We start from the raw sequence: 24,009 nt of genomic DNA, 5'->3' as shown, positions 1-24,009 counted from the left end.
TGCGTTGTCAAACCTGACAGGACCCCAGAACGGAAACCCAGAAAGGAAACCCAGACACCTGCGGGTCGCTCGGCGGACGGGCCAGTGCTTGGCCGTACCGCAACGAAGATGATGGGCATGATGAAGAAGACCGCGCTGACCCTCCTCTGAACACGCCTTCACTTTGCGTGCGACTCCAGGGACACGCATCCATCGACCGCCTAAGGGTCGACCAGTTGCGCTATGCATGGCCGGTAATCGGTGCGTGTCCTCGTTGGGCCCCCGGCGTTGGCGTGTCCTCGTTGGCCGTCAGTGGGCTTGTTCCTTGTGGGTCCGGCTTTAGCCGCACAACCCTTCGGATGTCGGACTGAAGTCTGACTGAAGTCGGACCCACAAAGGCAAGAGAAATGCAGCTTCCGGGCTTAATGCAGTGCCTTTGGGCTGAAGCCGGACCCACAGCGGAAGGAGCACGCCTTTCGCTTGCGAACGTCCATTGGATTTCCCGGCGCGACTCCAGGGACTCGCAAGGTTCAATGGGCGTCCTCCTCGATGTACTCACCAATCTCATCTTCAGTTAGCGCACAGCCAGGCGATCACTGGCATCGCGAATGCTGGCAGTATTCGCACCTCTCCATCAGACCTGAGAAAAGATCACTGAGAATGAAGTCGCTCAAAATGCTGGTCATCCTGACGACGATGATCGTGACCGTCACGGGTGCCGACGATCACATCGCTTTGCCGGTCGCTGCCGTCACGACTGCGTCCGGCTTGCAGTACATGGACGACGCCTTGGGTGAAGGCGAGCCCGCAAAGCCGGGAGACACCGTCAGCGTGCAATACACAGGCTGGATTCAGCAGCCCGATGGCACCAGAGGACTGCAGTTCGATACCAGCCGCGAAATCGGCCGGCCGATCGAATTCCGACTTGGCCGGCGCAAAGTCATTGCGGGCTGGGAAGAAGGAATCAGCGGCATGCGACTCGGCGGCAGGCGAAAACTGTTCGTCCCGTCCGCACTCGCCTACGGCAAACGTGGACTCGGTGCGATCGTGCTGCCGAACCAGAACCTGATATTCGAAGTTGAGCTCATCGGCCTGCGGACCAAGTAGCGAAGGCGGCTCAGTTGCCGACCGCCTGTCCGTCTTTGCGGTGATCCGAGCCTGCGCGATAGAACCCGGCAATCGGTCGTTGACCGTCAACGCTCGCAGCATTCGCGTCGCCATGCGTAAACATGATCGCTTGATAGCTGCGCATTGGCGCTCCGCTGCTCGAGCGAACGTCGTACCCCATCGCTTTCAGAAGATCGCTGTCCAACGCGTGACTCGCGTCGAGTCGATGGGAGCCTGACTCACAGGAATCGACGGACCCAAGCGACGAATCGTTGCAGGCCGCTCGGGTGGCCTGCACGCCGCGTTCTTGATCTTCGCGACTGCAGATTACGCGTTCGACTCGAGCTGCATCCTGGACATCCAGTCAGTGTGACCGAGGCCAGACACGCGCTTCCCGCTTCCGAACGACCACGAAACCGTCGAACCTTCGCCCCGGCGCCGGCGCTATGCTTGGCCCATGAACATGCTCAACAGCTCGCTGTACGCGATCGCGGTCATGAGTTGCCTGCTGTGTTCCTTTGTCGTGCGCCGCAGCGTTACTCGTCCCGCAGGGTTGCTCTATCTCGGGACATTCCTGCTGCTGGAATCGCTCGGCTTCGTCTTCGAGTGGCTGATGCAGCATCCGACAGCGCCCGGCAAATCACTGTGGCTCTCCAGTCTGATGGCTGCATCGTTCCTGCTGGGCCCCTGCCTGTGGCTGCTTGCCAAGGAAATCACGCAGCCAGGTCAGTCGAGTGGGCATCGATTGCCGGGATTTCACGTGGCCGTCGCCGCAACCGGCATGTTGCTCACATTGCCGCTGATCCGACAGGCGCATCTGGGTCCCGACTTTGTCGATCCCGCCCATGTCGTGAACCCTCTGCAGAGCTTGTTCATTCACGGAACGATGCTGGCGTCCATCGGGCTGTTCCTCGCGCAGGCCGGCTGGTATCTGCGCGATTGCATCCGCATGCTGCGCCGCTACGCAGGTCCGTCGGCATCACTGTTCGCGCGCATTGAATCGCGTGAACTGGACGCGCTGCGAATCCTCATTTGCGTGTTCTGCGCACACTGGCTGGTCGGCCTGTTGCGCACACTGCATTGCCTGCTGCTCGGGAAGGACATGGGACTGGGCACGCTCTTTGCGTTCGCCGAAGTCGCCGTGACAGTCTGGGCCGTGTTCGTCCTGCTGCACGCTGCGATCGCGCCGCCCGCCCCGCAGAGGGTCGCCGCAGCTGGAGATCCGGAACCTGTCGAGCAGGCGGAAGCGAAGTACTCGCGATCCGCACTCGATTCGCCAACGCGCACGCGCATAAAGCGCAAGTTGCAAGACGCCTTGCAGCAGCAGCGCCTGCATCGCGACAGCGGCCTGAGCCTGCGGCGGCTGTGCGAGCAGATCCGCGAGAATCCGCATTACGTATCGCAGGTCATCAACCAGGATCTCGCGACGTCCTTCCATGACCTCATGAATCAGCGTCGCATCGAGGATGCGAAACGCGCGCTCGAAACATCGAGCGACCGAACCGTGCTCGAGATCTGCCTGGACAGCGGGTTCAATTCCAAATCCACATTCAACACGGCCTTCCGTCAGCACACGGGCATGACCCCGAGCGAGTATCGGCAAAGTGTGCGGTCGAAGATTCACTGACGAGCGCCGCAGCGCAGGCGCCTGTCACCTCACCGACCCCGACTCCTATCGCAGGAAGGCAACGATCTTGCGTCATCGCGGACGGGAACGAGGGTCCGGTACAACGCCGGAGTGATCCGGTCACATACATTATATGTGTGATCCACATATGTGTGATTCACCCCCTTCCCTCCGGCAAGGTTCGATCCGTTCGGATCGGACGCCAAGAGCACACACGAGCCGCCAGCATCCGTCCCTCACGATTCGTTCGCGGAGGCAGGACCATGAAAACTCTCTTGCTGGCGTGGCTGGCCGTGCTCGCCATCGGACCGACCCTGTCCACAGCGGCTGCTCCATCGGGAAGTCAGGTGATTGGGACGGAACTCGTATCGCAAGCCCTGCAAGGCAACCGGATCGGCATCGATCCGAAGCGCACCGTGATGGTGTACCTCCCGCGTGGCTACGACCGCAGCACCCAGGCGTACCCGGTGATCTACCACTTCCACTCGATCTTCTGGAGCAGTCCCCAGATGTTCGAGCCGGACGGCGCGCAAGCGGTGTTCGACCGCGCCGTCACAAGCGGCACCATCGGCGATTTCATCTTGGTCGCAGCGGACTTCACGACGCCGCATGTCGGCACTTTCTACGGCAACTCAGAGACCACCGGCCGTTGGCTGGATTTCATTTCCGACGAGCTCGTGCCTTTTATCGATCGGACGTACCGCACGTTGCCCACGCGCGAAAGCCGAGGGCTCAGCGGCGATCTACTCGGCGGCCACGCTGCACTGAAACTGGCAATGCTGCATCCGGAACAATTCAGCGCCGTCTACGCGCTGCATCCGGTTGGCACCGGCAAGGGGCTCGTTCCGCTCGCGACACGGGTCGACTGGCGCAAGATCAATCGGGCGAAATCGTGGGCTGACCTCGAGGGGGATGTTTTTGCGCAGGTCTTCGTGACCATGGCTCAGGCCTATCTACCCAATCCGGACCGTCCGCCGTTCTACTGCGATTTCATTTTCGAGCTGAAGGAAGACACTCTGGTGCTCAACCCCCGACACGAAGAGCAACTCGTCTCCACATTCTTTCTCGATCAGCTGCTGAAGCAACACGCCGACGCGCTCCGACAGATGTCGGGCATTGCCTTCGACTGGGGTCGGTACGATCCGAATCAGGACCACGTATATGCCAACCAGTCATTCACTCGCGAACTGGACCTGGCGGGTATCGAGCACTTTGCCGAGGAATATCGCGGCGCGGCGTATGACAAGAACTGGATCGCGCACGGACGGGTCGAGGATCGACTGCTCCCGTTCTTCGGGCGACACCTGAAGTTCGCTCCGACGTCGCGCGAGGCTGGTCATCATCAGGATGCCGGAAACGCGTGGGTAGACAAATGCGTGCCTGGCGTTGCCTCAACGCATCCAGCGCTTCCGACATGCGGTCGGTCTGCTGGCAGAGGTGGTCCCGCTTTTTGATACAGCCGGCAAAGTGACGGCTCTGCTCTTGTCGGCGAAGATATCGCCGGAATTCAGGAGCATCAATGAGCAACTCGATCCAACTCAGTCTCTCGAAGGGAGCGGTCCGGGATGCAGGGAGCGCACGCGCGAGCGTGTGCTCTCGTCGCTTGGCATGTGATCGTGAACCTGCACGCTGTCGCCTCGATAGAAGCGCATACGCAAACGGGAAAGCGCCACCAAGAGCAAGCGGGTCGGCGATTTGAAGGAGACGCATCGATTTCCAATCTCCCGACTCCAGTCCGGCTCTCCGCGCTGACCCGTGCTGAGCCGCTGGGAAATGGATGCGTGTCCTCGTTGATCTCTCTGCTCGGTACCGAAGATCGCTTACGGAGCGTTCGTGTTGTTGAGTTCACCGACACACCGCGCCAGTGTGGCTTTTGCTTACGTCGTGATCAGGATCGTGCTCGACATCGCTGTCATCGTCGGCATGAGGCTAGGCGGCAATCACAAGCGACACTCGGCATGAGAGTGTCGCTTGCAGGTGGGCGGAATGCCTACTTATGGAACTTGCTCTTCACTTTGCTCCAGAAACTGGCCTTCGGCTCCTTCTCACACTCCGTGACGACGTAGGGAGTGATCTCTTTCACACCATCGACGTCCACCCAGGCGGCGGTCGGATCGCTCTGGCCGTAGTTATAACCCCACGCCCAAGCTACGTACATTGGCTGGTATGTTTCATCGAGACCGAGGAACTCCTCGCACGTGACCTTGTCCATCGACTTCTTTGCCGCGCCGGCCGCATGTCCAATATTGATGGCTGAGGCCATCATGCAGGCCGTAGTAACAATCAATACAGTAGGTCTGATACTCATGGCACACCCCTCATGACAATGGTGCGCTCTCGTAACGCCTCCGGCAGACCCTAGTTCCGAAACGATAGGGTGCTGCGCTGCGCCGATGCAGTTCACTACCTCTGCCCAACGTGCCTCTTCGGTGTCGAGCCGGGAAACCGGGAGAATGCAGTCAATGGCCACGGACGTATTCTTTAACCCATGCTGCAGACAGACTCGTCGCCGTTTCAGACGACGTGCTATAGCCGAAGTGGGCCAATGCGCACCGAAAGCGCCTCACCAACTGCATACTCCAGTCATCGTAGCTGCAGCATCCCTTCGGTCTTCGGCGATGCCATCCGAAGTCACAGAGTTTTCCCGGTTTCCCGGCCCGGCACCGTTGCGGGCAAACTCGTCAATGCGGGGCGAATCCGGATGAGCAACCACAACGCAGCTCCGGTCAGCGCGAAAACCGATCCACTGGCGAGTGTCGTAAACCAGCCGAGGTGATCCACCATCAGGCCGACCACCGGGGCAAGGAAACCGGCGGCATTGCCGCCTGTGTTCATGACACCCGTGGCCGCTGCCGTGTGGGGGCCGGCGACAAAGGTAGACGCCGACCAGAATGCGCCTTCGGTGAACTGAGTGAACCCGAAGCACAACGAGAGCAGCCCCACGGCCACGTAAGGATTCGAGGCGTAGACGCCGGCGATCAACAGGATGGCCACGAGCACCAGGCCGGTCATCGCAGGCAGGCGGCAGCCCCACGTTGGGCCGACTCGTTTGCACAGCGCATCGCACGTGAGTCCTCCGAGACCCGCGAGCACCGCACCGGTAGCGAATGGCAGGACGTACAGCCAGCCGCTTTCCAGGAGCGAGAAGCCACGCGAATCGACGAGATAGGTAAACAGCCACTGCGCGAACATGTAGAAGACGTAGTTCATGCAGAAGTAGCTGGCGGCGAGCAGGAGCACGTCGCGATGAACGAGCATGCGTCGCCACGCACCGCGCTCTTCCGTTTCGGATTCACGAGGACGTCCATTGCCCTCGATCAGCCGCACCTCTTCGGCGGTGATGGCGGGATGCTGTGCAGGCCGATCGCGGCCGTACCAGTACCATAACGCCCCGACAAACAAACCCAGAGGCGCGAGGATGTAGAACGATTCGCGCCAGCCATACTTCACGATCAACAACGTCACGATTGGACCGATGGCGGCCTGCCCAAGGGCCAGGCCGACGCTCTGTACCGCGTTGGGAAAAGCCCAGCTTCCCGCGGGAAACCAATTGGCAAAGGCACCCGCACTGATCGGAAACAGCGGAGCGTTGGTAGCGCCGAGCAGCAAACGCACGACGGTCAGCGCCACCATCGTACCGGCCGCCGACGCGGCCATGAGCGCGGGCACGAAACCGGTCAGCAACGTGAGTACGCCCCAGGACACGGCGATGAACGTCAGCGCGCGACGCGGACCGTAGACCTGGCCGAAGATGCCGCCGGGAATCTGCAGCAGTGCGTAACTCAAGTTGAAGCTGCCGAGGATCCAGCCGAGCTCGGCGTTGGTGAAGCTGAATTCTTCCTGGATGCTCGGCATCGCGATCGACAGGTTGTTACGCAGCAGGTAGTTGACGAAGCTCATCACGAACAGCACGGCGAGGATCCGGTAGCGCACCGGGATCGCCCGCACACCGCTCACGCGCTCATTCCCTTGCGCAGCTCGCGATCGCGGGAGAGGTCGGACAGGATCCTGTGCGCGGCGTTGAATCCCGGAGCACCGGTCACGCCACCGCCCGGATGGGTGCCCGCTCCACACATATAGAGCGCGCGAATCGGCGTCGCGTAGCGCGCATACCCAGGCAGCGGCCGCAGGAAGAACAGCTGATCCGGCCGCAGGTCGCCATGGAAGATGTTGCCTTCACTGATGCCGAACGTGCTTTCGAGATCCGCGGGAGTGTAGAGACGGCTCGCCACCAACGAGCGTTGCACTGCCGGCACATACTCCGCCAGCTGAGCTAGCAACTGTCGGTGCAGCGGCTCGCGCGCGGTGTCCCAGCCTTCGGTCGGCTTGCCCGGAAGATATTGAACGAAGCAGGTCATGACGTGCCGACCCGGAGTCGCCAGCGACGGGTCGATCAGCGAGGGCACCAGGCAATCGATCCACAGACGCTCGTGCACTTTTCCTTGTCGCGCGCTCTCGTAGCAGCGCTGCGCCCCCTCAAGCCAGGGCACGAAGGTGAACTGCGCGTTGCGCAACGCATCGGCGTGAGGATCGCCACCGATCAGCCGAGGCTCTTCGTCCAGCACCAGATTGAGCTTGCCGCAGGGTCCATCCATCTTGATTCCGCGCACATCCGCGCGGAACTGATCGTCCAGCTCGGTGGCCTCCACGAGATCGAGGAACGTGCGTTTCGGATCCGCATTCGAAACCACGATCGCAGCATCGATCTGCGAGCCGTCTTCGAGTACGACACCTGCTGCGCGACCCGATCGGATCGACACTCGCTGCACAGATGACACAGTGCGTATCTCGACGCCCTGCGCTACGCAGGCAGCAGCCATTGCCTGCGTGATGGCGCCCATGCCACCCATCACGTGCCCGACGAATCCTTGCTTCGCCTCGGCACCGCCGCCGAGAAGATGGAACAGCAGTCCAAACAGGCTACCGGGATCGTAGGGGCCGCCGTGCTTGCCGTAGAGGCTGTTCGACAGCACCAGCGATTTCAGGTGGGGCGAATCGAGCGAGCGATCGAGGAATTCACCCAGGCTGCCGGTGGCGAATGCGATGAGGTCCGAGATCTGGCGGCCCTGCAACCGACGAAACTTCAATCCGAGGCGCAGCAGTTCGCCAAGGCCTGCGAATCCACTGCGCTGCAAGTCGGGCGGCGCTTGCATGAACAGCGGTTCGAGGTGGCGCGCCAGTTCGCTGAGGTGTACGTCCAGCGACAGGAAACGATCGCAGTCCTGCGGCGCAAAGCGCATCAGCAACTCGCGCATGCGTTCGCGCTCGCTCCACCAGGGCAGGATGACGCCGTCCGGCATCACGGCCTGCACCGTCGGCTCGGCCGCGATCATTCTCAGTCCCTGTCGATCGAGCTGCAGATCACGGATGATTTCCGGACGCAGCATGCTCGCCATGTACGAGGCGGTGGAGACGCGACAACCCGGGGCCGCGACAGGATCGATCTCCTCGGTGACGCAACACCCGCCGACGATTTCACGTCGCTCCAGAACCAGCGTGCGAAGGCCGGCCCGTGCGAGGTAGAACGCCGTCGTCAGTCCGTTGTGACCTGCACCGATGACGATGGCGTCGTAGCGGGATGTCACGCGCGCATTCTCAACTCACCTGCGACAGGTCGCCGAGATGCCGCTCGAGATAGCGGCGGATGTCCAGACTGGGATCTTCCATCGGCGCGTAGAAGCCGCCGCGGAAACCGCGCGAGCGCATTCCGTCCTGCACCGACTCGCAGATCTGCCAGTCCTGCCGATTCACCACATCCCAGAACTCGATCACATCGGCGGGATCGAAATGCGCCTTCGCGATCTCGTCCGGATGGAACAGGAACTCGCAGGCGATGCGCGTGTGGTCCGGGGCCATGGGCCAGAGCATGAAGGCCGCGACGTGCTCGGCCGCGGCACTCAGCAGCAGGTTCGGATACGCCACTTCACCCTTGTGATGGTTCTTTTCCTTGTCCGACAGCCCGGGGAACGGCGCGCGATTCGATGAGCCGCTCAACGTGAACGTCCAGGCGCCGGAACGGTGTGGAATGCCGTCGTCCCAGTCGAGCCCCGCCCCGCCGCGCTCGCGGAAGGCCGGAACGAGCGCACACAGCTCCGGGTGCACAGGCGCGCAGTGATAGCACTCGTTGTAGTTCTCCATGATCACTTTCCAGTTGGCGCGCACGTCATAGGTGAGCTGCGCGCCGCGGCGCAGATCGCTCAGCGGATAGCGCTCCAGCTTGCGTACGGGCACCGCGATCTGCTCGAGCAGCGACTGTTCTGGCGTGGCCGAAAGATTCACGAAGATGAATCCGCCCCAGGTCGCCACATGCACCGGGACGAGTGAGAAGCCATCCTTCGGGCACGTCGAGTCGAACTGCACGTGAGGCGCTGCGCGCAGCGAACCGTCGAGGTTGTAAGTCCACGCGTGATACGGGCACACGACGCCGCCAGTCATGGAAGCCGAACACGTCGCCGACGGCTGGTCCGGATCCGGCAGTGGCGGCGTTCGCACGAGCCGGCTGCCTCGATGGCGACACACGTTGTAGAACGCTCGCAGCGAATCGTCCTTCTGTCGCAGGATCAATACGCTTTCTGCGGCCACGTGCACGTGCAGGCAATGACCGCGGGTTGGCAGTTGCTCGGCGCGTCCCACGCAAAACCACTGCGCGTGAAACAGGCGCTCGCGCTCCAGTGCGAACACGCTCTCACTGCTATAAAAATGCGGCGCGAGCGACGACTGGAGCTCGCTGGCCAGGACTGGTTGTTCGTCGGTACTCACTGTTGGAAGCACCTGCTTCAGATCGATGGTCCCGGACGTATCGGCGAGCCATCGAAGAATCGCTGCAACCGAAACGCATGCACCTCGCTGCGGTCGGCGACACCCCGGACCATGTCGGCGATGAGTTTACCGGCGCCCGGGCCAATGCCGAAACCATGCCCGCTGAATCCGCTGGCGACCAGCAAACCCGGATGTCCGTCGACGTGCGAGATCACCGGCAGCACGTCGGGCGAGGTCTCGATCATCCCACCCCAGGTTTCCAGGAATGCAGCAGGCGCAATCTCCGGAAACCAGCGTTCCAGGGCGACTCGCATCTGGCGCAGGACCTGCTGTTCAGGCTCCGGATGCAGCATCCGTTGGCGCTCGAAGGGCGAGACCTGGTCCATCGCCCAGCTCGACGGGATTCGCAGCGCGTCGAAGAAGGCAGCGCCGAGCCGCACCCGGATCGAATGGTGATCCTGGCTGAAGGCCGGCCAGAACCTGGGGGCGTACCGCAGCGTGCCTGGAGTCAGCGAATGAAGAAACGAGCCGCCATGCGCGATGGTGTAGCCATCGTCCGCCCGACGGCGGATCGCGATGGCCGGACACCAGGCTTCGCCCTCCAGGATCTCGCGAGTCGGAGCGGTGCGCGCGACTGTTCCGAGAACAGTCAACTGGGGAAAGTCGATGCCGAGCGATCGACAGAAGCTGCTCGTCCAGGCCCCGCCGGCACAGACGACCGTCGATGCCGCGACGCGGCCTCGTTCGGTAATCAGGCCCTGAATCCGGCCCGCGCCGCGATCGATGCCGCGAACCGCACACTGTCCGAAGATCTGCGCTCCACGTCGGTGGGCGGCACGGGCGATCGCAGGCGCCGCGCGACTGGGTTCGGCTCGAGCATCGCTCGCCGTATGCAGCGCTCCACTCCAGCGCCGTTGATCGGTTCGCAGCACTGATCCGAGCTTCTGCGAATCGAGGAGCTGAGTGTCGAGGCCATGCTCGCGCGCGACGCTCAACCATCCCTCCAGCTGCGCCAAGTGCGCTTCGTCCTGTGCAAGGTAGAGCGATCCGCCCTGCCTGAAGCCGATGTCGCCCAGCTCCTCGCGCAGTTCCAGCCACAGTTGCAGGCTGCGCATCATCAGAGGCAGCTCGACCGGCGAACGGCCTTGCTGCCGCACCCAGCCCCAATTCCTTCCCGATTGTTCGCCGGCGATCCGGCCCTTCTCGAAGAGCGCGACGCGCAAGCCTTCGCGCGCGAGGAAATACGCGGCCGAGCAGCCGACAATGCCACCGCCGATGATTGCGACGTCCACGACGCCGGGAAGAGCGTGAGCATCGCTCCAAGCCCATTCGTCGGTCGTTCTCGGGTCGACCTGTTGTTCGCCGGGTATGCCCGTTTGCATCTCGCTCGACTCTAATACAGAGCCGGTCCCGATCCGCAATCATTTGCAGAAGGCACTACGAACAAAGGCATCGTGCCCCCAGTCGGCCGAGGAGCGGACGTCGATTGCTCACCGAGCCGAGTGCGCAGGATGTGAAGGTTTTCTCCGGTTTCCCGTCCCGCACGAAGCTGCTACCTCAGAAAGGAATGTCACCCTCTTGCGCATTCGCGAGGTCGACCAAGTAGATAACTTGCGATGCACAGACAGCAAGCATGTACTCCGCGACTTCGGCCGTGGCGACTCCACCCGACGCACCTCCGTGGCCATACCATCGCCGCCACTGCGATAAGCGTAGACAGCGGTGATCGTTTTACACAGCGCCTGCGGAACAGACACGTCCTTTGTCGTGGTCAACCATGCAGCTAGATCGCCCAGGGTCGAAGCATTTGCTGCCGGAAAGAGAGTCTTTCCTGCAGCCTCGACAGCGCAAACGGCCTCTTTCACTGAGTTCTCAAAATCCGGCCTGGTAGGGTTGCGGAAGAACTGAAGCGCTTTGTCGTAATGCCTCCGCGCACTTGAAAGGCGCGGGTCGCCAAGTACCACTTGCGCCCTGCTCGCTACATCAACGGTGTGCTTTCGCCCACGCCGTCGCACGATGCCCTGCGTGAACTCAAAAGCAAGGTTCTCCTCCGCGAACAATCGCTGAAGCTCATCTGCGATATAGCTCTGAACATCGACAACATCCGGTACCGAAGATCCTCAGCAAAGTGGTCAGCTTTCCCGGTAGGCAACCCGCCTCCCTCAGCGAATTAATGGCTCGCCATCGGCGTTGTGATCGATACACCGGATATGCTGATCCCGGTACCGAAGATCCCCGCCCGGTCGAGTTTCATCTCTACGAACAGGGTGAGCACGGGTTCGGCATGTATGCGAAGACGACCACCAGCACCCGCTGGTTCGATGCCTTCGTCCACTGGCTTGCGATGCGCGGCCGGTCGAAGCCGGCGGGCTGAGCGGAATGGCGGAGGCTTTTTCAACGACTGGATACTTCGGTTCTACCAGGCGTACTCGACGATCAGGCCGAGCAGCGGCAAAATTTCCTCCTCCTCGTCGACTATTTCGCCCGTCAGGATGTTGAACTCGGGCTGCAGGCCAGCCGGTCCGCCGTAAACGTTCAGCACGTCGGCGAACAGCACAAGATCCACCGGGCCGATCTTACGACGGTAATCGACGCGCACATCGAGTGAATGGAACGCATCGCCGCGCTCTGCATTCAAGTCGAACCTCTCTTGCGAATAGCGCACGGGCGGGTTCGGCGCCAGTACGTCATCGTGCACGAGGTAGCGGTACGTCGGCAGACCGGAGCCATACTTCCAGCGTGCCGCTACCTGCCATCGATCATTGATCTCCCAGCGCCCGCCGACAGCGACGAAGTGCTCGCGGCTGAAGTCCCAGTCGTACTCGCCACGCCCGTCGTTGTCGTCCACCTGGTAGCGATTCCAGGAATACACGAAGTCGGCCGACCAGCCTCGATCGAACCTGCGCCTCAACACCAGGTCCACGCCGGTGTTCGTGCCCTCACCATCATTTGAAATTCGACCGCTCGTGCGTCCGCTGTCAACGAGGCGGTTATCGAGATCCTGATAGTAGGCCTCTACGAGCAGATCCAGGTTGTCGCTCAGTCGATAGTCGAAGCCCAGGCTGAAATGCGCAAGCCTTTCACTCTCGAGATCAAAGTTATCCGGGTCGGCCGCACGCGCGAGGTTGCTTGGCGGCTCATAGAAGATGCCGGCCGTTGCCGACAATCTTAGCCGGGGTGAAATCGCATAGTTGAAGCCGAATCGCGGCGACAGGAGATCCTCGTCACCAAAGCCATTGCGATCGTAGCGAAGGCCCGCCCGCAGATTGGCATCGCCCCAGTCGAACAACTGCTCGCCGTAAGCAGCGTAGTTGGTTTCGCTGGCGCTATAGACCGAGTCGATCTCCTCTGGTTGCAACACAATGTAGTTTGCGCCCGGGGGGCGCGGATCGTCGGACTCGTAGATGTAACGTATCCAGTCATCCCGAAGCTCAGTCGAATAGTCGAGATCGTTGCTCGTGAGGTGCAGCCCGGCACGGAATATTCCAGGGCCGTTCCCGAACGACACATCGCTGCGCCAGCCGAATTCCGACTCCTTTTCCTTCACGGTCAGGAGTTTCTCGCGCACCGGAACCTGGTCGGCTGGCGTATCCGGCGGCACCAGGTCCGGGTAGGCCTCGCCCTCGGACGACACTCGGTCTCTCTCACGGTAGTAGATACGGTTTGTCCATTCGCCATCGTTGCCGAACATCCGCCGCCACGTGCCACCGATGAGCGCAAGGTCCTGGTCTTCGTTCTGCAGCGTGACGTCTTCGATGTCCTCGTCCTCCTCGGCAGCGAGGATGTGTTTAACGTCCCGCGCATACTCCTCAGGCGCGTATATAGCGAGAAACTCGAACTCGTCGTCATCATCGAGACGTGTATGCGTCTTCAGGATTACGTCCGTGGACACCGGCGCACCCAAAGACTCTTCCTCGATCATCTCGAAGAACTGGCCGAAATCGAATTGCCGCGCCTGCAGGAACATCGTCGTGTTGTCGTGGAAGCCGCTCGGTCCCTCGTAGAGGAATTCGGCGCCGGCGAGATCGAGACGCAGGCTGGCGACAGGCGACGGCGCGCCATCCACGACGTCGAGTTGCAGGAGCGACGCGTCGCGGCCCCCGAACTCCGCGCTCCAGCCGCCAGGCGAGAATTCCGCTCCGGCAACTGCATTGGGTGCAAATATGGAATAGCGGCCGCCATTGATGATTTCGTCCTCCTCGCCCAGCGTCTGCTCGAAGTGCACGACTTGCTGGAACGGGAAGCCATCGACATAGATGAGGTTGCTTTTGGGGCCATGGCCCCGCACGGAAAAGGCCGCAAACTCGCCGTTGGAGACGACCCCTGGCAAGCCGCTCAGCGCGCGCATGACGTCGCTGCCGCTGCCAGGCGCGTTGCGCAGCTCGTCGCGGCTCAGGAATCTGTCCGAGACGGCGCCGAAGGGATCTGCCTCGAGTGCACGAGCGACAACGACGACCTCGTCCAACGAGTCGGATACCGGCTGCAGTTCGAAGCGAAGTCGGCCTGTGCGTTGTTCCAGTACTCGCACCGCCGGCTCGACGGCCGTGACGTATCCGGCCGATTCGGCACGCACTCTAAAGAAACCGTCTTCCAGGCTGTCGAGCAGCGCCTTGCCTTCAGTTGTCGTAGCCGAGCGCACCTCGCCGTCACGCGATTCGGCCGTAATCGTCACACCATCGACAGGCCGGCGCGTGACGGCATCGACGACATCCACCGATATCGCGCCGATGTCGGCAACAGCGGGGGTTGTCGCAAGTAGCAGTAAAAGGACCTTGTGCATACCGAAAGCAGCTTGATGGAAACTACGCAACATGGCGAAACCTGGTGAGAATTAATGATTTCGAGGTCGATTTTGTTGCGCCTTGGCTCGCCCCAGGGCAGCCCATTGCAGGAGCGGCACGAATACTTCACGAACCGTCGTCCGGGGGCACGAGTGGAACGAGTGGCGGCCGCACGCGACGGACTTGAAGGCCACGTCGGTCAACCCGCCTCGCCGATGTCGAGTTCGCCGATGCGATCGAAAAATTGCCGAAATCGAGCTGCCGCCGAGAATAGAATCGATGTCCCGTCGGCGAACGCTCCTTCGGCCGCATCAAGCTGAGCAGCGATCCCGAGCGCCCTCCGTAAGCCGCACGCCAGCCGCCCGGCGAGAACTCGCGCCGCCTATGACGTTCGATTACTCGGCCAGGGTGCGAATACTGGCTTCGCTTCGTCTACGATGTTGGAGTACTCCAGGTAACTTCCCGGTCGCTCCATATGAATCGCAACGCCGTAGTCAGTGACGGAACAGTTTTCGGAGCCTGGGCGCTAGGGCGCTCCATCGCGGTCGTCGGCGCTCTCCTCGTCATTGCCTTCGTGGTGATCGAGCCAGAGGCCAGCCGGGGTTTGGACGTTGCGGCAAGAACGGGTTTCTGGGTGATTCACGTAGGGCTCGGACTTGTATCCCTCTACGCCGCAAGCTGGCTCGTTCTGCCGCACATGATGAAATCCTTACCGGCGTGGCTCGTATTGATAGTCGCTGGGACCGGTGGTGCCTTACTCATCACGCCGGTGAGTTACCTGGTGGAACAGGCGCTGCCGGCATCGCTGGGCGCTCTCGAAGACGAGAACGGGTGGCTGGCTGTCTTCGCGAGCCGCGGTTGGTGGCAAGCCATGGCGGCCGAATTCCTCCAGCTTGCACCGGCAACGTTGAGTTTCTGGATGATCATCAATCTGCCATTTCTCGCGCATCGCCGATCGTTCGGACATGCGCGAGATTCCAACGTCGCCGGTTCGGCCGAGCCGGTCGATCTCGACAAGGCGGAAGCGGGTCGCTACGCGGAATCCGCCCGGGCAGAGTTCATCAGTCGATTGCCCGAATCGCTGGGGACGAGCGTCATTGCGATTTCTTCCGATCTTCACTATCTGCACGTCTACACGGACCTCGGGCGCTGCATGATTCTCGGTTCTCTGCAGCAGGCCGCGGATTCAATGGGGGAAGCCGGCTTGCGGGTCCATCGAGCCCACTGGGTGGCGCGAGGCGCCATCGTGAAAATCGTCAAGAACGGCCACCAATGGTACTGCCTGCTATCCAACGACCTGAAGATACCGATTAGCCGCCGCAACAAATCCACTGTCGCGGGCTGGTTCGGCCATACGACCCGAATCGTCCCAGTCAGGAAATGCAATACGGACGCGCGTTGAGCGCGAGCCCAATCAAAGCGAAGCCAAAGCGTTCACCGGTGTCAGGCTTGCATAATTGCATTTCCCTGGTGCCCACGTCCGCTTCGGGGCCGGAAGCGGACCGTCGCGTCCTCATCTTTCGGCGGAGCACAGCCCGACGATTACTTCACGCCGCCAGCGCCTTGACTACTCTCTCCAGATCGTTCCGGAATTTCTTTCGCTGAAAGTAAAACAACATTCGAACTCACACGACGGCATCCGCGCGGACCTTTCGGTACCGGGATTAGGATATCCGGTATATCCGCCTGAACATCGACAACATCCGGTACCGAAGATCCCCAGCAAAGTGGTCAGCCTTCCCGGTAGGCAGCCCGCCTCCCTCAGCGAATCACTGGCTCGCCATCGGCGTTGAGTGATCGATACACCGGATAATCCTAATCCCGGTACCGAAGATCCCTCGCTGAGAAACAAGGCATCCGCACAAGCACTCACCAGCGAGTTCGCCAGGTATTCCGACGCACCAGGACACCGACCGTTGATTCGTCATCTGTGGCAGTGCTTTCTCCAAGGAACGTTTCGACAAGCTCAACGCGAACGGATAGCCCCTGGACCGGCCTGCCCCCGGTGCCAGATGGGCATCCGGCGCCCACACCGCTCGACGAGCCCGCGTCAGGCGAGCAGAATCGGGTCGGTGCTCAGGGGGCCACTGGCGGCCGGGCTTGAGGTAACGCGTATGACGATCAGCTTCATCGATCCACCGCAGTTGCGGCATCTGGGTGAGCTGGCTTCGCTGAAGAAGGCGATCCTTGCCCACTTCGATGGCGACTCCGGACTGCGCTTTCACTCCGACGAAGAACGCTGGCAGGCGATCCTGCGTCACTACAGCCCCGCACAACGCAGCCTCATCGCGGCGCAGATCCGCGAACTCATCTCACGCGCCGACGCCGTCATCCTGAAATTCTGGGACCAGCATTCGGACTACTACCCCTTCGAGACGGCGGATGCCGTAAGGCAGTACCTGCGGACCAAGCTCGAGTTGTTCGAGTAGGAACGCATCCGTCAGCTGCCCGCATTCGCGGGACGCTCGGCAGGCACACCGTTGAAGATCTGAATACCGTCGTGCGACTCGCCGACGATTGCTTCATGCAGGCAACAACGATGCTGCCATGCGGATTTACAGACCGATCGATGCCATGTCGTTGGTGGTTGAGTGTCAGTAGATCGGACCCTGACGATCGCGCGTCCCTGCGTCGACAAACCGCAGCTCGGCATCAATACTGATCGCCCGCTCAGACGCGGCGTGACAGCCATTCGTGCTTCTGCTCCACGCGAATGGAGCCGGCGATATTGCCCAGTAGCCCGGCGACGATATCGATGACGTCGTCGACGGCGATGACGCCTTTCAATGCGCCGCGTGCGTCGATGACCGGCGCTCGCCGGACTCCCGCCACCTGCATGCCGCGAATCAGATCGCCCAGATCGTCGCCTTCATGGGCGACTATGGGGTGAGCAGTCATGACGTCGCCTACCGTCACCGCGTGCGGATCGACTTCCCTCGCGGTTACCTGCAGGACGATGTCGCGATCGGTAAGCACTCCGACGGGCTTGCGTAATGGATCACCGTCCGCGAATACCACCAGGAAGCCCACATGCCGCTCGCGCATCAAGCGCGCGGCATCGACGATATCGGCGTTCGCAGCGATGGCGATGGCTCCGTGCTTGCAGTACTGCTCGACTTTCATACCTTGGCTCCCGCAACGCAACACGACGATACCGCAGTGTTCAACGGAACGTCGTCGCGCGCCATTCGGAAAAGCTGCAACTACGCGCGGATACGATCCCAGAATCGCTGCGCCTCGCCCTTGCGGCCGCGATCCATCAGATAGTCATAGCCGAGGTGGCCGGCTTCTTCGACCAGGGCGGGATCCTGGATCGCCGCGTGGGTCAGATTCTGCAGCCCATGCTCGTTGCCGTTGTCGAGCAGCAGCCGACCGAGCAGCAGGTGCGCCTTGCCGAACTTCTCGCCGCGCCCCACCAGCAGCTGCAGTGTTTCGATGGCATCGAGCTCCTGACCGACATCGAGCAGCAGCGCCGATTTCTCCCAGAGATCCTCGACCTGCAGATTCGCGACCGGCGTGTTTTCGTACTGCGCGATCTTCCAGCGCATTTCACGAATGATCTCGTGGCGTTTCTGCCAGACCGGCAGGTATTCGGCGCTCCATTCTTCATCGCACCATCGCAGCAACGGCGTCGTGTTCTCGCCGAGCAGGAGAAGCGCCGATTTCTCAGGCGCCTGAGTCGGCAGTTCCGGCGTCACATCGAGCGCCGCCAGACGCTCACCCAGCCCCGGATGCGTATCGTTCAACGACGCGTAGGTTCGCAGGCTTTCGCTCAACCAGTCCTGTCGCGACCAGTCCTTCTGCGCCATGACGAATGCACGGGGCATGACCGAGTACGGCAGGTAACGCGGCTCCGCATGCTTCTCGACCTGATCGAACAGGCGCTTCCAGAACACTTCGGCGAGAAACCGCCCCATCAGGTCGACCTTGATCAGGGCACGAGCCAGCACTCGATTGTTGGTGGCGCGGGCCGCCGCACGGTCTGCCGCGTACTCGTGATTGCGAGCCAGCACGAAGGTGTAGGCGTCGAAGTACGGCGTGTACCAGTCATAGAACCAGGCCAGCGCCTGGTCGAAGAGACCTTCGGGCTCAGCGAATTTCCGACGCAGTTCCTGCCAGGTCACGCGCTGACGATAGATCCAGGCGCTGAACTTGCCGTGCGCGCCGCCGACGTGGCCAATCTCGTGCGCCAGCACGGTCTTGAACTCCGCCACGCTGAGCGCCGCCAGCAAGGGGACGCCCAGCTGCAGATGATTGCTGTAGTTGCCGAAGACGCCCCAGCGCGGAATCTGGCAGATGCTGGCGCTGAACTCGCGGTTGAGCGTCACCGAGTCGATGCGGATGACGTATGTCCTGCCTTTGCGGCGCGTGGCCATTTTCTGCACGATCTCATCGATCGCGGCAAACAATGCCGGCACTTCCTCCCGCAGCAACTCACGGCCTGCGGGCGCATCGATCCGAACCCAGAGCGCGCGAACGATCGCGATGAGCGAGACGCCGGCTCCCAGCAGCGCCAGCACCGCCGTGAGTCGCGGACGCTCACCCGCCAGGAGCGGCGCCAGAAGGAAGTAGCATGCGACGAGAAACGCGACGGCGAAGAGAGCAATGCCCACATAGCCCAGCGCCGCGACCAGGCCGACCTTCACGGCGTAGACGCGCGGATTGTCATCCGACTGGCGTTCCAGCCGGCCGATCAGGATGGAAAACTCCGACGTGTCCATGCGTCCTTCCGCCTGCGCGAGACCCGCAGATTACGTCGCACGGCACGACAGAAAGTTTGAACCAGTTCTCACTTCCGGGTCGGCAGGGAGATCTTCGCAAGGTCATTGCTCGCCGGCGACCGCGTGTGTTCAGCGCGCTATGTGACTGTCGTCTTCGGCTGACAGGGACGTAGTCGAACTGGTAGCTACGCGTCCGCCACGGTAGTGAGTCCCAGCGGTTGGCCAGGTCGATCACCGACGCAGGATCACCTGTAACGACTTGCGCTGCGGTGTACCGCGTACGAACGAGCGGCGCCGATGGCAACACACGTTCCGTTGTGCGCTGCATGGGGCGACTGCAGCGTCGCCACGAGAGCGGACCGATGCTCCAGGGAAGCAGCCGCCTCAGCGCTTGGGTCTGCCGGCTCGCGGCGTGACGTCTTCGATCGGCGCGCCGTACAGCATCTCGATGCCCTCCATGTCCGGCAGGCTGTGCGCGATGCCCTTGTGGCAATCGATGCAGGTGTAGTCCCTGCCGGCGAGCGCCGTCGAATGCACGTGTACGGCGCGGGCGCTCTGTCGTGTCCAGTCCATGAACTTGTAGTTGTGGCAGTTGCGGCATTCCAGCGAATCGTTGGCCTTGAGGCGAGCCCACTCGTGTTGCGCCAGCTCCAGCCGATGCTCGAGGAATTTCTCGCGCGTATTGATCGAGCCGAAGATCTTGCCCCACACCTCCTTGGAGGCCTGCATCTTGCGCGCGATCTTGTCTGTCCAGTCGTGCGGCACGTGACAGTCGGGACAGGTGGCGCGCACGCCGGAGCGGTTGCTGTAGTGGATGGTGTGCTTCAGATCCGCAAACACGTTGTCGCGCATCTCATGGCAGCTGGTGCAGAACTCCTCCGAATTGGTTGCCTCGAGCGCCGTATTGAAGCCGCCCCAGAAGAGCACTCCACCGATGAAGCCGCCGATGGTCAGAAAGCCGAGGCTGAAGTAACGGCTCGGCGACCGCACGACCTGCCACCATCCCAGAAGGCTCTGCCACAGCCGCTTCATCACGGCGGCTTTTCCCCAGGTTCAGCCTTCGACGCAGCACGCTCTTTTGCAATGATCTCATCGACATCCATGAACGTATTGCCCACCGGCGCCGTGACCTCCGCCTGCGGCACGTGACATTGGGTGCAGAAGTAGCGTCGCGGTGAAATCTCCGCGAGGAAATCGAACTCCCGATCCATGTAGTGCGTCGCACTCACCATCGGTGCGCCGAACTCGTTGTTGCGCACGCGCGCATGACAGTACATGCACATGTTGACGTTGCGCGTGATCTCGTACTTCTCGATGGTGTGAGGAATGGTCGGCGGCTGGCTGGTATAGGCGCGTCCGCGTTTCACGTCCTTGTTCTCTGTGGGCCAGATCTTCGGCGCCTTGGGTTCCTGATTGAGCGGCGTGGGGCCGCGCAGGCCGTTGGCCAGTTCGTCGGCCGGAATCGACACCGCAGCGAGGGCGATGATCGCAGTGCCAACGCCGGCAATGAGCCATCGGGTGGTGCTCATTACACGGCTCCCAGCGGCACGATCTTCACCGCGCACTTCTTGAAGTCGGTCTGCTTCGATATCGGATCGGTCGCGTCGAGTGTGACCTTGTTGATGAGCTGCGAGGCGTCGAACCATGGCACGAACACGACACCCCGCGGCGGCTTGTTCCTGCCGCGCGTTTCCACCCGCGAGCGGATCTCGCCGCGTCGGGACACGACTTTCACTTCGACACCGCGACGGATGCTCAGCGCTTCGGCATCGTCCGGATGCATGAACACCAGCGCGTTCGGGACGGCGCGATACAACTCGGGGACACGGCCTGTCATCGATCCGGAATGCCAGTGCTCCAGCACTCGTCCAGTCACCAGCCAGTAATTGAACTCGGCATCGGGCGACTCGGGCGGTGGCTCGTACGGCAGCGCGAAGATGTTGGCGCGACCATCCTTGTTGCCGTAGAAGTCGAAGCCACTGCCCTTCTTCGCATACGGGTCAGTGTCTTCGTGGAAGCGCCAGCGTGTCTCCTTGCCGTTGACGACCGGCCAGCGCAATCCCGTCACCTGGTGATAGGTATCGAATGGCGCCAGGTCATGGCCATGGCCGCGACCGAACGATGCGTACTCCTCGAACAGGCCCTTCTGCACATAGAAGCCGAAGTGTTTCGACTCCTGGTTGTTGTATTCCCCATCGATCTCGCTGACGGGGAATTTATTCACCTGTCCGTTCGCGAACAGCACATCGAACAGCGTCTTGTTGCGATAGCTCGGGTTCGCGCTGAGCAATTCCGCCGGCCACACCTCCTCCGTCTTGAAGCGCCTGGAAAACTCCATGAGCTGCCAGAGATCCGAGCGCGCCTCGCCCGGTGCATCGACGAGTTGATGCCAGAACTGTGTGCGGCGCTCGGAATTGCCATACGCGCCTTCCTTCTCGACCCACATGGCCGTTGGCAGCACCAGATCCGCAGCCTGCACTGTCACGGTGGGATATACCTCCGAGACCACGATGAAGTTGGCGGGATTGCGATAACCGGGCAGGCCCTCCTCGTTTATGTTGGCGGCCGCCTGCATATTGTTGTTGACCTGCACCCAGTAGGCATTGAGCTTGCCATCCTTGAGCATGCGGTTCTGCTCGACGGCGTGATAGCCGATTTTCGGATTGATCGTGCCGGCCGGGAGTTTCCAGAGTTGTTCCGTATGCTTGCGATGCTCCGGATTGGTGACCGTCATGTCCGCCGGCAGGCGATGCGCGAACGTGCCGACTTCACGCGCTGTACCACAGGCGGAGGGTTGACCGGTGAGCGAGAACGGGCTGTTGCCCGGCGTCGAGATTTTCCCGGTCAGCAGATGCAGGTTGTAGACGAGATTGTTGGCCCAGACCCCGCGCGTGTGCTGGTTGAATCCCATCGTCCAGAAGGAAGTGACCCGGACTTTCGGATCGGCGTACAGATCGGCCAGTTGCCTCAACCAACCCGCGGGGCAGCCTGAGATCTTCACCGCGTGTTCCAGCGTGTAGGGCTTCACGAAGGCCGCATATTCCTCGAACGTCATCGGCTCTGATTCATTGGCGCGCGACGCGTTCTTCGCCTTCTTCTCGAGCTCATGCTCCGGCCGCAGGCCGTAACCGATATCAGTCACGCCGCGCTTGAAGTTGACGTGCTTGCCGACGAAATCCTTGTTGACCTTGCCCGACTGGATGATGTGATTCGCGATGTAGTTCATGATCGCGAGATCCGACTGCGGCTTCATCACCAGCGGGATATCGGCCAGGTCGAACGAGCGATGCTCGAATGTCGAGAGCACAGCGACCTTCACGTGCGGCGCCGATAGCCTGCGATCCGCAACTCGCGACCACAGGATCGGATGCATCTCCGCCATGTTCGAGCCCCACAACACGAAGGCGTCGGCCACTTCGAAGTCGTCGTAGCAACCCATCGGCTCGTCGATGCCGAACGTCCGCATGAAGGCATAGGCTGCCGACGCCATGCAGTGACGCGCATTGGGATCGAGGTTGTTGCTGCGAAATCCCGCCTTGAACAGCTTGCTGGCCGCATAGCCTTCCCAGACAGTCCATTGCCCGGAGCCGAACATGCCGACACCGTCCGGTCCGCGTTCGCGCAACGCGGCCTTGAACTTCTCTCCCATGATGTCGAAGGCCTGCGTCCAGGTGATCGGCGTGAACTCACCGTTCTTGTCGTACTTGCCGCCCGTCATGCGCAGCATGGGCTGCGTGAGCCGGTCCGAGCCGTACATGATCTTCGACAGAAAATAGCCCTTCACACAGTTCAATCCACGATTCACCTCGGCATTGGCATCCGCGTGAGTCGCGACGACGCGATTGTCCTTGACGGCCACTCGCACCCCGCAGCCCGTGCCGCAGAACCGGCACGGCGCCTTCGACCAGGTCATGCGCGTGAACTGCGATTCCGTGATGATGTTGGCGGCGTGCGCGGGCGCTGCGCCGCTCGCCGCGGCAATCGCTGACGCAGCGGCGCTGCGACGCAGGAACTGGCGACGATTCATGGCGACGGCTCCTCCATCGGCTCGTCGAGATCGCGTGCGCGCTCGCTGAGATGTGCAACGATCGACACGGTCAGTACACCGCGAAGGTTCTGCAGCAATGCAGTCGCATCGGCCAGCGCGCGCTCATCGCCGGCTTCGAGCACGACCGCGAACTTCGCCGGATGTGCCGTCGGATGCAGCTCCGCCCCCGGCAGCGCGCCGATGGTTTCGCGCAACGCTCCCAGGGCCGACGGTACGATCTGCAGCAACAGACTCGCGATGTGAACGATGTCCTCGCCCGCCGGGGAACCAGCATGACCAGGCGAGAACAGATCGCGACGGGACAGCAGTGTTCGCATGAGTGGACAGACCTCGTCAGGCAGCAGGCGGTCCGGGAGGACCCGCAACAAGCTGGACCATCCAGACCGCGAAGCCGAAGCCGGCAACGACGATCACGGCAAGGACCGGCACCAGCACGAGCGCCAGGAAAGTGAACGTCAACAACTCGCGCTTCTTTTCGGTATTCATTGCGCTCCCCGTAACCCCGGCCAGCGGTCGTTGTAACTCGCGGACGCTGGCATGGAAATCGAGGATTTCCACAGAGCGGCAAGAACTTACAAGGCGGCCGACTGCGCCGGCCGCCCTCTCGAATCCTCCGAAGGCTCGTCTCCAATCACCGGCGCCCGCCCGCCGTTTACCGGTATTCGCAAATCCGCCGTAACCCTGGAGCCTTCTGCCGTGTCGTAACGCTAACCCCGCAACACAGCGGCCACTGCAGAGATCAAGGAGATCATCATGTTTGCCTTCACCGTCACCAGCCGCAAAGTCCAGAACGCCATTTGCATGATGCTGTCGGCTGTCATCGTCAGCGCCAGCCTGTCCCTCGGTGCGCTTGCGACCGAGTACGCAGAGCACAACGCCTACGCCGTGACGGTCACGCAGCTGTCGTAATCCCCTGCCGGCGCACCTCGATGACCACTGAAGAGTCGCCCGCAAAAAAAAAGAGGCCGCTGCGGCAGTACCGCAGCG

Annotated in this window: 21 protein-coding genes and 1 pseudogene; 8 read left to right on the top strand and 14 right to left on the bottom strand. The window is 61.7% G+C overall.

Going from position 1 to position 24,009, the window contains the following annotated elements; all coding sequences use genetic code 11:
* The first annotated feature begins 639 nt into the window (after positions 1 to 639).
* Positions 640 to 1,086, top strand: a complete 447-nt coding sequence (locus tag VIZ63_RS24615; protein WP_331612487.1) for an FKBP-type peptidyl-prolyl cis-trans isomerase — start codon at positions 640 to 642, stop codon at positions 1,084 to 1,086.
* Positions 1,087 to 1,096: 10 nt separating this feature from the next.
* Here VIZ63_RS24615 and VIZ63_RS24610 read toward each other — a convergent pair whose 3' ends face one another.
* On the bottom strand, positions 1,097 to 1,231 hold the full coding sequence (locus VIZ63_RS24610) for a hypothetical protein (RefSeq protein ID WP_331612486.1): 135 nt from the start codon (positions 1,229 to 1,231) through the stop codon (positions 1,097 to 1,099).
* Positions 1,232 to 1,543: 312 nt separating this feature from the next.
* Between VIZ63_RS24610 and VIZ63_RS24605 the strand changes: the two genes are divergently transcribed.
* The 3 genes from VIZ63_RS24605 to VIZ63_RS24595 all read left to right on the top strand — a co-directional run bounded on the left by VIZ63_RS24605 (position 1,544) and on the right by VIZ63_RS24595 (position 4,675).
* The gene (locus VIZ63_RS24605; RefSeq protein ID WP_331612485.1) at positions 1,544 to 2,713 is read left to right on the top strand and encodes an AraC family transcriptional regulator; all 1,170 of its coding nucleotides are present in this window, start codon (positions 1,544 to 1,546) and stop codon (positions 2,711 to 2,713) included.
* Positions 2,714 to 2,976: 263 nt separating this feature from the next.
* A complete protein-coding gene (locus VIZ63_RS24600) occupies positions 2,977 to 4,167 on the top strand; it encodes an alpha/beta hydrolase (RefSeq protein WP_331612484.1) in 1,191 nt (396 codons plus the stop codon).
* A 379-nt stretch (positions 4,168 to 4,546) separates the two neighbouring features.
* On the top strand, positions 4,547 to 4,675 hold the full coding sequence (locus VIZ63_RS24595) for a hypothetical protein (RefSeq protein ID WP_331612483.1): 129 nt from the start codon (positions 4,547 to 4,549) through the stop codon (positions 4,673 to 4,675).
* A 28-nt stretch (positions 4,676 to 4,703) separates the two neighbouring features.
* Here the strand turns inward: VIZ63_RS24595 and VIZ63_RS24590 are convergent, their stop codons facing one another.
* From VIZ63_RS24590 to VIZ63_RS24570, 5 genes are all read right to left on the bottom strand, one after another.
* Positions 4,704 to 5,021: an HdeA/HdeB family chaperone gene (locus VIZ63_RS24590; protein WP_331612482.1), complete on the bottom strand. Its 318-nt coding sequence runs from the start codon at positions 5,019 to 5,021 to the stop codon at positions 4,704 to 4,706.
* Between the two features lie 323 nt (positions 5,022 to 5,344).
* Complete coding sequence (locus VIZ63_RS24585) at positions 5,345 to 6,670, bottom strand: MFS transporter (RefSeq protein ID WP_331612481.1); 1,326 nt, start codon at positions 6,668 to 6,670, stop codon at positions 5,345 to 5,347.
* Positions 6,667 to 8,298 (bottom strand): NAD(P)/FAD-dependent oxidoreductase, encoded by a 1,632-nt coding sequence (locus tag VIZ63_RS24580; RefSeq protein ID WP_331612480.1) that lies wholly within the window; start codon positions 8,296 to 8,298, stop codon positions 6,667 to 6,669. The genes VIZ63_RS24585 and VIZ63_RS24580 overlap by 4 nt, the downstream gene beginning before the upstream one ends.
* A 10-nt stretch (positions 8,299 to 8,308) precedes the next feature.
* A complete protein-coding gene (locus VIZ63_RS24575; RefSeq protein WP_331612479.1) occupies positions 8,309 to 9,472 on the bottom strand; it encodes an aromatic ring-hydroxylating dioxygenase subunit alpha in 1,164 nt (387 codons plus the stop codon).
* A 17-nt stretch (positions 9,473 to 9,489) separates the two neighbouring features.
* The gene (locus tag VIZ63_RS24570) at positions 9,490 to 10,854 is read right to left on the bottom strand and encodes an FAD-binding oxidoreductase (protein WP_331612478.1); all 1,365 of its coding nucleotides are present in this window, start codon (positions 10,852 to 10,854) and stop codon (positions 9,490 to 9,492) included.
* Positions 10,855 to 11,708: 854 nt separating this feature from the next.
* Here VIZ63_RS24570 and VIZ63_RS24565 point away from each other — a divergent pair.
* Positions 11,709 to 11,846: pseudogene (locus VIZ63_RS24565) on the top strand (alpha/beta hydrolase); the annotation flags it as partial.
* A 42-nt stretch (positions 11,847 to 11,888) separates the two neighbouring features.
* On the opposite strand, the gene VIZ63_RS24560 reads toward VIZ63_RS24565, so the two are convergent.
* Positions 11,889 to 14,252, bottom strand: a complete 2,364-nt coding sequence (locus VIZ63_RS24560) for a TonB-dependent receptor (protein ID WP_331612476.1) — start codon at positions 14,250 to 14,252, stop codon at positions 11,889 to 11,891.
* A gap of 476 nt (positions 14,253 to 14,728) precedes the next feature.
* Between VIZ63_RS24560 and VIZ63_RS24555 the strand changes: the two genes are divergently transcribed.
* Positions 14,729 to 15,655, top strand: a complete 927-nt coding sequence (locus tag VIZ63_RS24555) for a LytTR family DNA-binding domain-containing protein (RefSeq protein WP_331612475.1) — start codon at positions 14,729 to 14,731, stop codon at positions 15,653 to 15,655.
* Positions 15,656 to 16,367: 712 nt separating this feature from the next.
* A complete protein-coding gene (locus VIZ63_RS24550) occupies positions 16,368 to 16,682 on the top strand; it encodes a hypothetical protein (protein WP_331612474.1) in 315 nt (104 codons plus the stop codon).
* A gap of 241 nt (positions 16,683 to 16,923) precedes the next feature.
* Here the strand turns inward: VIZ63_RS24550 and VIZ63_RS24545 are convergent, their stop codons facing one another.
* From VIZ63_RS24545 to napE, 7 genes are all read right to left on the bottom strand, one after another.
* Positions 16,924 to 17,376, bottom strand: coding sequence for a CBS domain-containing protein (locus VIZ63_RS24545; RefSeq protein WP_331612473.1), 453 nt, complete (start codon positions 17,374 to 17,376; stop codon positions 16,924 to 16,926).
* A gap of 80 nt (positions 17,377 to 17,456) precedes the next feature.
* Positions 17,457 to 18,974 carry a M48 family metallopeptidase gene (locus VIZ63_RS24540; RefSeq protein ID WP_331612472.1) on the bottom strand — a complete coding sequence of 506 codons (1,518 nt, stop codon included), beginning with the start codon at positions 18,972 to 18,974 and terminating at the stop codon, positions 17,457 to 17,459.
* Between the two features lie 384 nt (positions 18,975 to 19,358).
* The gene (locus VIZ63_RS24535) at positions 19,359 to 20,006 is read right to left on the bottom strand and encodes a cytochrome c3 family protein (RefSeq protein ID WP_331612495.1); all 648 of its coding nucleotides are present in this window, start codon (positions 20,004 to 20,006) and stop codon (positions 19,359 to 19,361) included.
* Complete coding sequence (locus VIZ63_RS24530; protein ID WP_331612471.1) at positions 20,006 to 20,503, bottom strand: nitrate reductase cytochrome c-type subunit; 498 nt, start codon at positions 20,501 to 20,503, stop codon at positions 20,006 to 20,008. The genes VIZ63_RS24535 and VIZ63_RS24530 overlap by 1 nt, the downstream gene beginning before the upstream one ends.
* Positions 20,503 to 23,001, bottom strand: a complete 2,499-nt coding sequence (napA, locus tag VIZ63_RS24525; protein WP_331612470.1) for a periplasmic nitrate reductase subunit alpha — start codon at positions 22,999 to 23,001, stop codon at positions 20,503 to 20,505. The genes VIZ63_RS24530 and napA overlap by 1 nt, the downstream gene beginning before the upstream one ends.
* Entirely contained in the window at positions 22,998 to 23,339 is a 342-nt protein-coding gene (locus VIZ63_RS24520) for a chaperone NapD (RefSeq protein WP_331612469.1), read from the bottom strand. The genes napA and VIZ63_RS24520 overlap by 4 nt, the downstream gene beginning before the upstream one ends.
* Positions 23,340 to 23,355: 16 nt before the next feature.
* Entirely contained in the window at positions 23,356 to 23,508 is a 153-nt protein-coding gene (gene napE / locus VIZ63_RS24515; protein ID WP_331612468.1) for a periplasmic nitrate reductase, NapE protein, read from the bottom strand.
* A gap of 267 nt (positions 23,509 to 23,775) precedes the next feature.
* Here napE and VIZ63_RS24510 point away from each other — a divergent pair, with 267 nt between their 5' ends.
* A complete protein-coding gene (locus VIZ63_RS24510; RefSeq protein ID WP_331612467.1) occupies positions 23,776 to 23,931 on the top strand; it encodes a hypothetical protein in 156 nt (51 codons plus the stop codon).
* The last annotated feature ends 78 nt before the right edge of the window (positions 23,932 to 24,009 follow it).

This window comes from Povalibacter sp. (assembly GCF_036520495.1).
Lineage (GTDB): Bacteria > Pseudomonadota > Gammaproteobacteria > Steroidobacterales > Steroidobacteraceae > Steroidobacter.
Note: the sequence above shows the minus strand (reverse complement) of the source record. Positions and strands in the feature narration are given on the sequence as shown.